The organism is Hanamia caeni, assembly GCF_003721595.1.
Taxonomy (GTDB): domain Bacteria; phylum Bacteroidota; class Bacteroidia; order Chitinophagales; family Chitinophagaceae; genus Ginsengibacter; species Ginsengibacter caeni.
Genome location: NZ_RJJR01000016.1, coordinates 58,858 through 72,872 on the forward strand (window position 1 = coordinate 58,858; position 14,015 = coordinate 72,872).

Genomic DNA, 14,015 nt, shown 5'->3' on the forward strand with positions numbered 1-14,015 from the left:
TCTAAAGAAGTATCGTTGTTTTCTCTTTGTTCAATGGTATTACTGGTGCAGGTTTATCACACGGTTTCGCTTTCCATTCCTGTTTGCCATTTTCTTCAAAACATACCTGTATATCGCCCGCTAATAAAATCGAGCGTGGCGTAAGCGGACAAATCTCTGTAGTACTTTCTGAAAAAGTTTTTTTATCAAACTCACTTTGAATTGACATCCTGGTTATATAATCAACATATTCTCTTGTTTCAAGAAAATAAACCAAATCAGATTTGTTTACACACTGGCCAAACCTCAGTTTATCAAAAATACCGACCGCCCAGGGTGCAAGAAATTCTCTCAAATCCTTCATCAATTCGTCCTTATAAAAATTTTTATCGTAGCCTTCTCTAAGAATCAAAGAGAGGCAAATATTTATTTTTTCATACCGTGGGTTTACTGCTTTTATTTTAACGAATGGTGAAGTACGGGCGCAGAGATATGATTGAATATCTTCAATGATGCTTTCAGGAACCTTTGGTTCAAAAGATTCAGCCGCCATCAGTTTTGTAAGGTCCGGTATTACTGCAAGCAATACATAGCCCGGTGCAACAGGAAAATCGTTATCATATTCATGCGCACTTAAAAAGAAACTATGGTTGATACATTTTGTTTTAAAAATTTGAGGAAAAGCTTGCAGTACAATTCTTTCATAATCAAATTTCTGAATAGCCCTTCCTTTATGTCTCAGCAGCTCGCTTACTCTTGTATAATAATCGCCGGTTAATTCAGGAGGAGATCCGCCAAATGATGGATATGGCTGTAATACCTGTTTAATATTTGCATCTGCTACTTTTAATTTTGAAACCGATCCCTCTTCCAATGACCCGGAAAGCCTGCCCGTATCATTTTTTGCATCAATTACAAAGGTGGCTTCCATTGCCTGTGCCTGGATGCTGAACGTTTCAGAAACAGCCCGGCTGTTCAAAGGCACTGCGGCTTTTATCCAATATATACTTTTAGGCATTATTGTATTATCAGCAGATATATTACCGGGAAGTGAAAATTGTATAATTCCGGAAGTGGTTAGGTTTTCTGTGCCATCTTCCAGGATTTCAAAACCCGTGCGGAGACTGAACCATTGGTTATTGGATAAATATTTCCAGGAAACCGTTTCAACGTCCAATTCAGTATCGGAAGTTGCTTCTGCAAGCTGGAACAATAAATTTACATTGCTGCCAGGCATCAAATCACTTAGCCCGATAAACAAAGTTTCTTCATCGCAGAAAGAGGGAAATAGAGAAGGAATAAGGGCGAGCGCTTCCTGTTTGTAAGTGTCTTTATAAGGATACAAATGAATTAAAGTAATATCTATACTATCGGCTGTCGCGGTATAGTCGAGCTCCATGTTGCTGATAATGGGCGTCCATGGTTCATTGGGAATGAGAACGGCGATTTCTTTGATAGGCTTTCCATCCTTATCAAATATTTTTAAAAAATTCTGGATCTTCTCAAAATTTGATGCAACAGTATCTGCAGATTCTTTTGTAGTGTTTGCAGATTCTTTGTTTGTTTTTATTTCAGCTTGTACAGAATTAGGGTCTGTGGCATAGTCTGTTGCAAGTGCATCAGCGCCATCCTTAGTGTCTTTAGCAGCATTGGCTGCGTCCTCAATAGATTTTTCAAGCAGAAATAATGTGCTTCCAATATTTTGATAGGCTATAACAGAACTACCATCTTTCTGATTAACAAGGTATACGGCATTTTCCAAAATCACGTCCGGGAAACGGCCTAATGCCATCATCTGTCGACCAAGAACAAACGCATAATCCTTATGCAGGAAATCCTGCTTCTCCATCGTAAACCGTACAAATCCTTTTCTGGATGTAGTATCATATTTTTTTAAGCCGGTTAAGAGATTATCTTCAACAATAGGGTTTCCAAAATCTTCCGGTACTATATAAAATGAATGGGTAAAGGGACGAACACCGGCGCATAGGTCGCAAGCCATTTTAGGAAAAAGGTTTCTATTATAATCCGGTAAGAGTCTATCCCAGGCAACTTTTTCTTTTGAACCTTTTTCTTTTATCCATTCACCCTGGCTGAGTAATGCAAGATTTACTTCAAAGTCACTTTCATTTAATCCATATACCGATTTTATTTTTCCATCCACCTCACTATATTTTACCAGGTAAGCCTTATAATATTCATTAAAATCGCCCGGCTTATCTTTCCAATTAAGATTTACACAAAGCTGATTCCATTTCTTCGAAAATATTTCTGCACTGCCAACATAGAAATTTGGCCCAACAAGGTTTTTTATTAATTTTTTTTCTTCGGTGATCTCTTTATTTCTTAATTCTATATTGTCGGGAGAGTCAGAAGTTGTACTTGAATCTGAATTTACGTTTGAGTTTACTGCATCAAAATCAATGATAGCAGGCCTCGTTCCGAATGGATAGATGGGACTGTTTACATCCTGCACGCTTTCATCATTCTGGACGATGAAATTTTTAAGCCCGCAAACCTTCACAGTTATTTTGCTGTCATTAATTATCGTATCCCTAAAAAAATGATACAATGAAATCTCTCTTCCTGCAATGCCTTGTTCATTTTCAAAACAGCAGTCGTGATTTGTATTCTTTAATATTGCATCTGTTAATGCAAGTTTTATATTATCGTTCAGATCTATTTTTACCAGCGGGCTGATGCTTCCAAGGTCTTCCAATAAGACATCTTTATTATAAAAAGTAATAGCAGGCATGCCGGCATGTATGGTTGCTATAATCTGTATAACAAATGAAGCTGCATCGCCTGTAATGGATATAGAAAGCGGATCAGTTACTATTTTACGATCTGTATTCGCAGCTTCGATCCAGCCTTTTTCACCACTGAACAAAGCCCTGAAAGGCTTAAAGGGTTTGAAAATGCCAAACAGAAAATTTTGTTCATCTTCAGTAAAATTATTCTGGTTTAAAAAACGGTCCCACTCTTCACGTAAAATGGTAGCGTCATCCCGTTCTTTATAGGCTGCAATGCCTGCGCAGCAAATTTGCTTTGGAAGTTCTTCTCTTAAAAATTGATTGCTGATTAAATTTGCCTTGGTTAAATCAAGCCCCTGTTTCTTTGCCTGGTTTATTAACTGGCTGTTTATATAAATATAGGCATCGCTTAATACTGATTTAACGGAGGTAAATAATTTTGCAGGGTTAATCAAACTCTTTTTCTCACGAAAAACTTCGTTTACTGTAGAGCAATTGTCTTTCAGGGTGCAGTTTAATGTAATGTCAATCGTCCTTTCGCCTTCATTCAATAATAAAACATTTGAAGCAAGAACAAAACCAATTCTTGCAGAAGGATATTTCTGTGGAGATTTCTTACCGGGTGCGATATACTTACTGTATTTGCCGCCAAGTGTTGGATAATTCTTTGGATCATCTGTAAAATCTCTATCAATACCGTCGGCGGTGTTTGCTTTTAACGCCATATAAGCGCCTTCAACATATACATCATCATATACATTTCCGTTGTTTAAAAACAGGGTGCGTATATCTGCTACCTGCGTTTTATTTACTACAATATCATCATCTATTGCAAAATCTATTTCAATGCCGTTTTTATCTTTATCAGCTTTTACAAGCAAGCCTTTTTTGAGTGCATACTGCTTTAATTGTTTTTGCAATTCAAAAACAATATGAACTTTATCAGGCTGGGCATCTCTGGGTGTTAACCGTAATACAGTCTGGTAAAAAAAATCAAGATGCTTTTTCGTATAACCATTCAGGTTATCCTGTAATTTTCTGAAGATATTGAGGAAGGTAAACAACAACGCAAGGTGTGGACTGTACCGCTGGTTCAATTCTTCTTTTAAGCCGGTAAGGCTTTGCTGAATGTTAGCGGCTGCAGAAGCTGAAATAGTATCCACAGCTTGCAAAATAGCAGAGGTAGAATTATTAAAAGCATATTGAATTGCCACAATTTGATCAAGCCGGCCTGTATCAATAGCGTTTATTTCTTCATCTCCCGCAGTTACATCAGTTGCAATGTTCCATATCCCCTTTTGGTTAAAGAAGGAGGTAAAGTCTATCAGCTTAACACCTAAAACTTTATGTGCCGTATAAAAAATTCTGATGAAGGTGGTGACGTGAACCTGCAGCTTATTTTTTACCGCTGCTTCTATAGTCGCAACAACAGGCAATCCGATAAATTGAACAGAAGAATATAAATTATCAATCCTGTAGATTGTATTGAAATAAAAATAATAGAGCAGCAATTGCAGCCTTTCTGTTGTTGGATTTTTGCTGAGCAGAAAGTTATACAATTGCAGCTTTTCAGAAATTCCGGCTGAATTGTTTTTTGATGCAGAAGCGAGTATAAATGGCGTGTTGCTACCGGCAAAAAAACTTTCCCAATTAGCTTCCTTTAACGAATAGTTGCCGCTTGTTTCGGCTTGAGTTGCATAAGTATATTTAATATGCGAGGACAGCTCTACAAAATAATTGAGTAAATCCGCAAGGGTTCTTCCGTCAATTTTTGTAGATGCGTTCAACAAATCCTCCATCACCCGTTGCGACTGGCTGCAGCCGGGATCGTTTTGAAAAGGGTGTACCAGGTTTTTGCAATCAAACATAAAAATATTACCTGTTTAAATGAATAGAAAACATTCGCATCGGCAGTTTTATAAAGGAGACAATGCTTCGTTTCCATAATAATTATATACATAGTTAAACCTTGAATTGGTTTCAGGAATAGAATACGTAATTGAAATAGTAAACTGCCCCTGTAAAACTTCGGGTGAATCATCGGCCGTAACATCTATACTCTCAATCCTAATCCGCGATTCATAAAACATAATAGCGTTTCGTACCCGGTCTTTGATATACCCTATTAAAGTACTGTTCAGTGGTTCAAATAAATAATCTGCCAGGTTACAACCATATTGTGGTTGCATAACCCTTTCGCCAAGGCTTGTAGATAAAAGTATATTAAGACTTTGCTCTATATCATCTGTATAACTTACTTTTTTTACTTCCTTGCTATCAAAGTCAAATTCCGGTGGAAAGGCCCAACCGGTTCCGAGGAAATCCATATTTTTATCCATTTCATATATTTTATCCGCCAATTTGTACGGTCGGCAAACCAACTACAATAACACCCCCATGCGCTGTTAAGTCCCCTTGTCTTGCTGCAGGCTTTCCTCCGATCAAAACCGTAACGGAACCTTTGGCAATTACATCGGGTGGGCCAACACAAGCCAACATATCTCCAACAACTGCAGCCGGAAGTCCACCAATCAATACAGTGGGCACACATGGGCCTGAGATTGGGCCACCTACATGGGGCACTACTCCTGTAACCAATGGGCAGGTATGCATATCCGTTAATCTTGCTGCTGATGGCATAATTTAATTTCTATTTATTTATTGGTTCACTGTAAATTCTAATTGATTTTTACAATTGAACCTGTTATCTCCGTGATACCCTGTGATGAAAGTTTTGCGATAGCCCCCTGCACACTTACATCTGCATCTGCTTTCACTGATAAAGAAGCTGCGCTAATAGACAAAGATGCTGCAGCAGACATCGTGAGATTAACACCGGCCTTTATCTCCACATTCTTTGGGCTATTAAGAGTAATACCAGAGGTATTCATGGTAACCTTATTGCTGTTCTGATCTTTTATTTCGATTTGCATTCCTGCTTCGTCTATTGTAATGCTGTTCCCGGCCGGGGTATCAATAGTGATAGTTTTAGTATTATCATCAAAGCTCAAATGCATCTTACTTCGTGTAGTAAAACCTTTTTTATCATTCGCATCCTGCGCAGTAATGGGTGCAGGATTTTTACTGCTGTTCAGCATACCAAGTGTAACCGCATGACGCGGATCATTATTTATAAAACCTACTATCACTTCATCATCTATTTCAGGCAGAAAAAATGATCCGCGGTTTTGTCCGGCGTCAAGTGTAGCTACTCTTGTCCAGATACCCTGTGCATTCTTATCAATTACGGGAATTCTCACCATTATCCTGTTTTCCCCATCCGGATCAGATTCAAGTTTTACTACTTTGCCAATTTGCAATCCATTGATGGAACCGACTAATCCAGCGTTAGGCACATCAGGAATATCCTTGTGAAGCTGTACATGATATTCCGGGTGGAAGCCAAATTGTATTTGTGTTTCCCATAATCCCTGGCCAACATCCTGTCTTACCGCAGTTACATAGGCGTTACCGTTAAACCGATCCCCAATTCCATCGATTTTAACCATATCTCCCGGATGAATACCGGCGAAGCCTTCAACTTTTGCTGTGCCCCTGACTTTTGCAAGCCGGCTTCTCATGAAGGCTCCATCAACCCATGATTGCAATTCCTGTTGTAAAAGATGACCGCTATGATGCATCTCATAATCTGTTTTTGTAGCGCTGGCGATCTGATTTCCAGGTACGTTTCCCGGTTCAGATAAACTTGTAGAAGAACTTTCTGCCATAAATAATTGCTGATTGGTATAATCCCATGAAACAGCTTTCACGCTTTGCCATTGGGTTCGTGCATCCATTTCTGCTTCAAATTCAAGGATAGAAGACCCAAATGTAATCGTTAAAACAGGGGCAACACTCGTTTTAGGAGCTGCAATTTTTATTGACCCGTCACTCACAGTTACAAGCATCCCGTTGGCCTCTGCACGTAGCAATAAAAAATCCCAGTCGGAGATATGGTGCTGCACAATTTCTTTATGTACAAGGATTGTGGATTCTATATCATCGGTCAAACCATATTTTATAACCAGTTGGTGAAAAAGATCTGAGTCTTTCAATTGCTGGTAATATTTGCTGTGGCGGCCAATTGTCATACTTACAGCATTATCACGGCATTCAATATATAATTCACTGTTACCGCTTGCCCTTACTTTAACGGCATGAGTAATTATAATGCCGGTAAAAAGCCGCGTATTGCTACCGTCTCTCCCTATTTGAACTGAAATTTTTTTCCCGGGAACAAAAGCATCATCGTTACTAAGTTCAAAACTTTTTTCAGCGGCTTCTCCATCCCGAAATACCAGCTTTGCAACTGGTATCCTGTTAATTTCTTTTATAATTGAAAGTGACAACAATTGGTACGAGGTATTCAATGGCTTACCTTCTATACTGATATCGAATGATGCAGTATCATGTAAGGATGTATTGGGAATAAGTGGTTCAGCCATTGTTTTCATTTTTATCAAAAGGAGGGAAATAAATATTGGTATTGGCTTTTAAGTTGCGTGTGGATACCAGATTATTAACTTTTGCAATTTGTAAAAAATATTTTGAGTCATTATAAATATGATACGTTGCCAGGTCCAGCCTGTCGGAAGCATCAATCTTTTTATAGTGAGTTAAATCCGGAGAATTTATTTTTGACAAGGCTTTTTGCGCTTCGGGTGAATTATAACCTACAAAAGTTGCACTGATCTTCACTCTTATAGGAAATCCTTTGGGGTCAAATAAGGTGTGGTTAATATCTGCACTTGAGAGTACACAGGAAAACTTTATTTCTGATCCCCAAAAAATAATTAAAAACGGCGGACGGTGCGTCTCAGGAACAATATCGTTTACGCATTTTAGAAATCCGGCCAGGGATTCACTTACAGTGGCATTTTTTTTTGCAAAATAACCTTCCATCGTGCCGGTGCCATCCAATATAAAATCCAGTTTAAGTTCTTCTTTACCTGCTTCTTTAAATTTAGGATCTTTCCCGGAACTGCCTGTTGCGCTTCTTGTTTCTAATTCTACCTTTACATTTTTTATAAAGGATTCCGGGTTAATTGGAACTGTGAACATGGCGTCCTTCATCTCCGTTTTAAAATCTTTGTCTTTAAAACAATGAATAACTAATTTATGAAGACTACCGCTCATGTTTTTCTTTTAAGATGGCCATAATTTTTTCAACGCAGGCGCTAATAATTTCTTCCTGCCTGGAAACGTTGTTATCATCTCCCGAAGATCCTGCAGAGCTACCGGAAGCCTGAGAACCGTCACCCGGTGTAACGGTCGCTTTTATTACCAGTTCGCGTATCTCTATTGGCATAATTCAATTGTTAAATTCATTAATTGTTTTGTTGCCCTGCAATCGTTGCAGATTCGACATTTCTTATTTCTGCAGGATTATCTGTTACTAACCTGTTGTAATTGAGTTCAAGTGTTTCAATTAAAACATTTCCCTGTTCTGCATTTAGCTCACCTATTTTCCAACTTCTTGGCCATACATTACTTATGGTCCAATACAGTAATGAGGAGGTGTGGTCTTCGTTAAGCAATTTAATGGTGACAGAAGCCAGGGGCACTATTTTTTCATGTTCAAAAGCATCCTGCAACCATCTTGTAAGGCCAGAATCTTTTGGCTTTAATAACCCCCTTTTCAATATCAACGGTCCGTACTTTCTGCGTAACGGTATCACATGTTCAAAACGATTCTCACCGCCTTCTTTAATTGATTCAGTATCGATGGTTGAATCAAGACCGGAAACAAACTGAAACCTTACATCTATATCCTTACTTCCAATACTAAACTCAACACTGAAATGAAAGTTGACCGCCTGGTAAGGATCTGTTGCATCCATAGCTTTAATTATTAAGATTTTGCTTCTACAATGATCAACCCTTCGTGTACAAGTGTCATTGTTTCTATGGCTACTTCATTTCCATCTGCTTTCAAATCTGTTGATTGAATTTTTGATGGCCACGCCTTTGCAAGCGACCAGGTAATGATGGGTTTATGTTCTTCGTCCAGTAGCTTAATGTTTACATCCCTTCTGAATTTTTCCTTACCTTCCTGGAACATGAATGTTTTTTTCCAGAGCTCGAAATATTCAAAATCGCCAAGAAACGTACCTCTTTTTAGAACAATATCTGTATACTTCGTAAGTCCCGGTTGTTTTGATTTATGATATGCGGGATTGCTTCCCTCGCGGTATTCAATTACCTGTGTTTCAAAATCAAGGCCTGTAACTTCTGTAAAACCAATACGCGTTCCACCCCATTCAAGCTGAAAATGGAATTTAGGAAGGGGATAGTTTTTTTTTGGATCGTCTGCCATAAATTATTTTTTTTTGAAGTGATTGAATATTTATTTGGTTCCACTGGTTGCACATCTTTTTGAAGGATCAACATTAGGATCGGTTATTACCGAACTTAAACCATCTCTTAAAGCTTTCAGATTATCCCGCTCTTTGGTTTCTTCAAGAAGCCATTTACTGAGATCAGTATATTTTTTGGAATCTTCCTGGTATCTCCCTTCAATCTTTTTGTAATATTTGCTTTCGCAAACGGGAAATCTTAAATCAGGCTCTAACCCTGTATCTTCAAATTCCTGTTCACGATCTTGCTTGTAAAAATCTTCCCTGCCAAATTCATTTCGTCTTCTATCATCATTTTCCTCTTCATTTTTTCCTTCACAGTTGAAAACTCTTTTCCATTCCTGCAAAACAGTTGTAAGCCCGAATTGATGGCCGTGGTGACCTAAGTTTTTGTTTATATTATTTACCATACTAATGCTGGTTATTACTGCTTCGAGAAGTGTGTCCCTCGTTTGTAAAACTATAATGGTCTTCTTTCCATAATCTTCTACCAAAGCCATCACTCCCTGGCCGGGAACAAGGCCCGGATTATTAAGGCATTTTATACAATTTACCAGGTGGTCATATTTTTTTTTCAATAAATCAATTTGCATATAAAAATCCCGTATCATACAAAACAATAAGTTTATAGCTCTTTTTGTAAGCCATTCATTCCTGCTTATTCTTGAAGTATGATGAAGCACTATTTCAAGTTGGCGGCAAATCTTCTTTGTAAAGTCGCATACTTTATCAAGCTCATCTTTCCAGGATTTCCACATATCTCTTTGTGTGCCCAGGTGCTCTAATCTTTTTGTAATGTAATTAACTGTATTGTCAGCCTTCTTAAATCTTGAGTCAAAATTCTTAAACTCGATAATCCATCCATCGTAGCAGCAATCGCCAGCTGTGTTGGTTTCAGGCGGCTGTTTCTCTTTCACACAGCAATCCTTAATTTTTGGATCGCATTGCATTTTTTCTTTAGTATTGTAATTGAGTAAAAGCATAGAATTTTTTTTTATAGTAAAAAATAGATTTAAGCTGCAGTGGTTTCTGCTGCAGGGGGCGGTACTTCTTCTTTTATAAATGCATACTTAACTTCGCCACATATATTGCAAATATCTTCTGCGCATTCTTCCAACCTTGGTTTGCAGTCATCTGCAGATTTTACACAACCGCATTTCGGGCAACAAATTTTTTCCAGTGTGCTGTGGATGCCTGCATAATTGCAACGTTGACTGTATAAGTCCATAACTGAAGTTGTTCTCTTTTGCAATGCATCTTTCAACTCCAGTAAACGAACATCAAGATCACTTTTTCTTACAGCGATGGTGTCTACAAGGAATTTATCAAAATCCTTTGCGTTATTGTATAAATTATCCTGCAAAACAACAAGGCTTCCTGCGTTGCAAAATTTTTGAATGCCAATAATATCTGATGATGATTTAAAGATTGCGTCAATGTCTGCTAAAAGCGCCTTTGGCATATCAAACAGCATGTTTATAACTTTTTCAACGTCTTTACAGTTTTCATTTTGTATCACTTGCTGATTTTCATCTTTACAATCATTCTTACCTGTTATAATACTCCACTCAGAATTACTGCAACTATCAGTTCTGGAATTTTCAAGTTTGGCGGCTGCATCCCGTAAATCACTCATCTTCGATTTTACGTCTTTAACTGTTTTAAAAACAAGTGTAAGTTGAGCTGCCAGCGAGTCATCCCAGGTTTTAAAGGCGGCAATACTTGCCTTCATTTTTTCATTTGATTGCACCAATTGCGAACCCATGCTAATCTCAGTATTGATAAAACGCTGGCTGTTTTCCCTTGTAGAAAGATACCTGCGTTCTTTGCTCCTGTAGATTTTTTCATTGGTATCGTAACCTATCTTCAATGTTTCAATTTCATTGTCGGCGGCATCCAAATTCTGGCAATAGGTCTTTTTCAGCGCATTTATTTTTTGTTGCGTCTCATTATCCCTTTCCATACAATCGGGGATATCTGCCTGCCGGCGATTTTCATTTTTATTATTTGGGGTTGGCATATTTTATTTTTGAAGAGTAAATAAATTAAGATTCTGAAAGTAATTTGTGCATAAACCTGAGTATTATAAACTCTGCAGGTCTGACCACAGCCATACCTACCAGTATAATCAACCTTCCTTCAAGAACATCCTGCTCAGTCATTGTTTCATTAAGGCCAATGTGAATGAAAAAAGCTTCTTTTACGGATGCACCCATCAAAGCCCCCTCCTTCCACCGCTCTGTGAGGTAATTCTGAATCATAGATTTTAAACGTATCCAGGTGTTTTCATCATTAGGTTCAAAAACAAATTGCTGGGTCGCATTATTGACAGATTCTTCCACCATAATAAAAAACCTTCTTACAGAAATATAGCGCCACTCATTATCATTTCCGGCCAGGGTGCGCGCGCCCCAAACAATTGCCGGGCCACGTCCCTGGAACGAGCGGATTATATTAACAGATTTCCCCGCTACCGGATCAATATTCAGATCATCCTGTTGCTGATTATTAATTAAATATTCAGGGCTAATAGCGTTTACAATATTTACATTGGCAGGCGCTTTCCAAACCCCACGTGCATTGTCAACCTGGGCATAAATACCCGCCATAGTAGCAGCAACCGGTAAAAGCATTTGCAAATTAGTGATGGCCGATTTTGCCTGGAAATATTGTGCGTTATTAACTGATTTCAAAGCTGCCAGGGTAGTAGCCGTTGAGCCAGTTACCGTAATTACTGCGTCATTGTCAGAAGGCGGATTTCCGGTTTGGTAATAAAAATCTACTCCAGTATAAATCTTCGGAAAATAAATAGCAGCATATTTAAGATGGTCTGTATCACCTGCTAAAAGATTTCGCATACCCTTTGTTGTATCTGGATTTGTAATATCAAGTAGCCATGCATTATTGTTTGCAGAATCATGATAAACATCCATTATCACAAATCTGTCCTGCAGATCAAAACATTGATCTATTGCCAAAGTATGTAATGTATAATAATCATTTTCAGATGCTATATTTATTGAATCAGGAAATATTAATAAGGTGATTTCATTAATTTTTGCAGCTTCAATCAATCCACCTGTTCCTTTTGTATCATCACCGCTAAGATCTTTCATCTCAACCGTGCCGGAGCTGTAATCACCAACAGAAATTATCCAACAGGGGCCGCCGCCATTTGCAAAAAACATTTGCATTGAATAATTCATCAGGTATTTGGATCTTTTGGTTTCATCTACCGCAGCATTAACTGTTGTTTGCCCATTAGCCGTGGTGATATTTACAGACAGGCTTGTTTTTTCAGAATCGGGATTTCCAAAATACTGTTCGTATTCAAGCATAGATTCTATGCGCCAGGGCTTATTGTGCAAATCCGTTGGGGTCTTCCACTGTGCTTTTTCAGTGTACCCTATAAAACAGGGAATGGCTGTTTCAACCGATGCAATAGATGGTGGCAGGTGCGGAATTTCTTCTATATAGACTCCCGGATGTTTGTATTCTGGCATATAAAAAAGTTTATTGTTAATTAATAATAGTTATGATTAAATTAAATTCTTGTAGGTCTAACTTGTGTCAACAGGAAACATTGATGATTGAGGAACTAATATATTTTTATAAAATTTCTGACCTTCTATTATTATCTGGCTTTCCTCTTCGGGATTGGGCAGAAATTCTTCTTCTGTAATTTTTCCTGTATTGTCTTTCACTGTGAACATTCTTGGTAATGCAGATGCATTTCTTGGTAGCTTGCTCGCAAGGTTATTGGTGCCGTCTCTTTGCAGGAAAGAAGAAGTTAGGTCTACTTTCAGCACCGCATTCCTGTCATTAATGTACCGCCAGAAAGCAGATCTGCTTTTTACACGAACCTCAAAAACTGGCGCAGTTATTATAGTTCCATCAGCTTTTTTACGATATATGATTAAGCCTTCTGCATCATACAAATTGTAATCGGCATTGGTAACCTGGGGTTTGATGTTTACAATTCCCCAGCACCCTTTTACTGTATCATCTCCATCAAAAAAAATAAGTTTATGGACGATAGTCGTAGCATCATTAATAGTAACTGAAAGAGTGTAGACAGTTTCTGCAGAAGCATCTGAAACTGGCAAACGGGCAATTGGTTCATCAGATGGATTAGCGATTGCAGGATTTTGATTATACCTGAAGTCTAGGAGTTGTTTTTTTATAGGCAACTCGCTTGCAAATGCATAACTGCGCACCGTTTTGCCTGTATGACTCTTTAATTCAAAGTTTACTTTGGTAACAATATCAGTCTTATTAAAACTATAAGAAAACTGCAACGGCACGACTATTTCATCGCTGGTGTTAGCATAACCATCTCCCGTAACCGGTAAAAAATCTTTATTGCTTCCATTAATATAAAAAAGACAAACGTTTCCGCTGTTGTCTATGTAAAGTTCACCCTGTTCGTAGCTGTAAGAAGAATCAAAGACGGGTATTTCCGCGCTTAAAACAGGAAAAGTTTTAGCTGAAGGAATGTCTTCATTTGTGAAATAGTAAATAGCCGGAATATTTTTATTCATTCTTTTACTGGTAACACTGGCCAGCAAAGTGTTTTTAGGCGACAATTGAACAAGAAGGTTTACAGTTGCAGGTATTTCTACTAACGGCTTATAGACCATGGTTCCATCAGGAAGAACGTTCGCTCGTACTTCTGTCATTATTGAAAAACCTGCATAATCAGGAAGAAGCCGCAAATGATAATTGCTAAACAGATTCTGGATCGCTTTCGGCAAGCGGTATTGCAAATCGTTGCTTACACATGGAATGTTCTTGCCAAAATTATCCATCAGGAAAGTATCTTTATTATTTAAATTATCAAAAACACTTGTCTCATCGCTGTTGGTCAGATAATACTCGTGAAGTATCTGCACCTTAAACAATGTCTTGTATATTACACTTGACATTA

12 protein-coding genes are annotated in these 14,015 nt (G+C 38.1%); all 12 read right to left on the reverse strand.

Annotated elements, in window-relative coordinates:
• Nucleotide 1 precedes the first annotated feature (1 nt).
• From EFY79_RS17665 to EFY79_RS17720, 12 genes are read right to left on the reverse strand one after another with little or no spacing between them, the layout of a single operon-like run.
• Complete coding sequence (locus tag EFY79_RS17665) at nt 2–4,600, reverse strand: baseplate J/gp47 family protein (protein WP_123122071.1); 4,599 nt, start codon at nt 4,598–4,600, stop codon at nt 2–4.
• 48 nt (nt 4,601–4,648) lie between these two features.
• The gene (locus tag EFY79_RS17670) at nt 4,649–5,071 is read right to left on the reverse strand and encodes a GPW/gp25 family protein (RefSeq protein WP_123122132.1); all 423 of its coding nucleotides are present in this window, start codon (nt 5,069–5,071) and stop codon (nt 4,649–4,651) included.
• Nucleotides 5,072–5,081: 10 nt separating this feature from the next.
• The gene (locus EFY79_RS17675) at nt 5,082–5,372 is read right to left on the reverse strand and encodes a PAAR domain-containing protein (protein ID WP_123122072.1); all 291 of its coding nucleotides are present in this window, start codon (nt 5,370–5,372) and stop codon (nt 5,082–5,084) included.
• A 38-nt stretch (nt 5,373–5,410) separates the two neighbouring features.
• Nucleotides 5,411–7,177 carry a type VI secretion system tip protein VgrG gene (gene vgrG, locus EFY79_RS17680; protein WP_123122133.1) on the reverse strand — a complete coding sequence of 589 codons (1,767 nt, stop codon included), beginning with the start codon at nt 7,175–7,177 and terminating at the stop codon, nt 5,411–5,413.
• Nucleotides 7,170–7,868 carry a CIS tube protein gene (locus EFY79_RS17685; RefSeq protein WP_148041965.1) on the reverse strand — a complete coding sequence of 233 codons (699 nt, stop codon included), beginning with the start codon at nt 7,866–7,868 and terminating at the stop codon, nt 7,170–7,172. The genes vgrG and EFY79_RS17685 overlap by 8 nt, the downstream gene beginning before the upstream one ends.
• Entirely contained in the window at nt 7,858–8,040 is a 183-nt protein-coding gene (locus tag EFY79_RS17690) for a DUF5908 family protein (RefSeq protein ID WP_123122074.1), read from the reverse strand. Before EFY79_RS17690 ends, EFY79_RS17685 begins: the two co-directional genes overlap by 11 nt.
• Before the next feature lie 19 nt (nt 8,041–8,059).
• Complete coding sequence (locus EFY79_RS17695; RefSeq protein WP_123122075.1) at nt 8,060–8,572, reverse strand: phage tail protein; 513 nt, start codon at nt 8,570–8,572, stop codon at nt 8,060–8,062.
• 11 nt (nt 8,573–8,583) lie between these two features.
• Entirely contained in the window at nt 8,584–9,048 is a 465-nt protein-coding gene (locus EFY79_RS17700; protein ID WP_123122076.1) for a phage tail protein, read from the reverse strand.
• Nucleotides 9,049–9,078: 30 nt separating this feature from the next.
• A complete protein-coding gene (locus tag EFY79_RS17705; protein WP_123122077.1) occupies nt 9,079–10,071 on the reverse strand; it encodes a hypothetical protein in 993 nt (330 codons plus the stop codon).
• 29 nt (nt 10,072–10,100) lie between these two features.
• A complete protein-coding gene (locus tag EFY79_RS17710; protein ID WP_123122078.1) occupies nt 10,101–11,108 on the reverse strand; it encodes a hypothetical protein in 1,008 nt (335 codons plus the stop codon).
• A gap of 25 nt (nt 11,109–11,133) precedes the next feature.
• Nucleotides 11,134–12,591: a phage tail sheath family protein gene (locus tag EFY79_RS17715; RefSeq protein WP_123122079.1), complete on the reverse strand. Its 1,458-nt coding sequence runs from the start codon at nt 12,589–12,591 to the stop codon at nt 11,134–11,136.
• 57 nt (nt 12,592–12,648) lie between these two features.
• Entirely contained in the window at nt 12,649–14,013 is a 1,365-nt protein-coding gene (locus EFY79_RS17720) for a hypothetical protein (RefSeq protein WP_148041966.1), read from the reverse strand.
• Nucleotides 14,014–14,015: the final 2 nt, after the last annotated feature.

What these genes read in the sequence shown, in the direction of transcription:
- EFY79_RS17720 (WP_148041966.1), bottom strand. Translation starts at nt 14,013, where the DNA reads ATGTCAAGTGTAATATACAAGACATTGTTTAAGGTGCAGATACTTCAC.
- EFY79_RS17675 (WP_123122072.1), bottom strand. Translation starts at nt 5,372, where the DNA reads ATGCCATCAGCAGCAAGATTAACGGATATGCATACCTGCCCATTGGTT.
- EFY79_RS17670 (WP_123122132.1), bottom strand. Translation starts at nt 5,071, where the DNA reads ATGGATAAAAATATGGATTTCCTCGGAACCGGTTGGGCCTTTCCACCG.
- EFY79_RS17715 (WP_123122079.1), bottom strand. Translation starts at nt 12,591, where the DNA reads ATGCCAGAATACAAACATCCGGGAGTCTATATAGAAGAAATTCCGCAC.
- EFY79_RS17695 (WP_123122075.1), bottom strand. Translation starts at nt 8,572, where the DNA reads ATGGATGCAACAGATCCTTACCAGGCGGTCAACTTTCATTTCAGTGTT.
- EFY79_RS17685 (WP_148041965.1), bottom strand. Translation starts at nt 7,868, where the DNA reads ATGAGCGGTAGTCTTCATAAATTAGTTATTCATTGTTTTAAAGACAAA.
- EFY79_RS17690 (WP_123122074.1), bottom strand. Translation starts at nt 8,040, where the DNA reads ATGCCAATAGAGATACGCGAACTGGTAATAAAAGCGACCGTTACACCG.
- EFY79_RS17665 (WP_123122071.1), bottom strand. Translation starts at nt 4,600, where the DNA reads ATGTTTGATTGCAAAAACCTGGTACACCCTTTTCAAAACGATCCCGGC.
- vgrG (WP_123122133.1), bottom strand. Translation starts at nt 7,177, where the DNA reads ATGGCTGAACCACTTATTCCCAATACATCCTTACATGATACTGCATCA.
- EFY79_RS17705 (WP_123122077.1), bottom strand. Translation starts at nt 10,071, where the DNA reads ATGCTTTTACTCAATTACAATACTAAAGAAAAAATGCAATGCGATCCA.
- EFY79_RS17700 (WP_123122076.1), bottom strand. Translation starts at nt 9,048, where the DNA reads ATGGCAGACGATCCAAAAAAAAACTATCCCCTTCCTAAATTCCATTTT.
- EFY79_RS17710 (WP_123122078.1), bottom strand. Translation starts at nt 11,108, where the DNA reads ATGCCAACCCCAAATAATAAAAATGAAAATCGCCGGCAGGCAGATATC.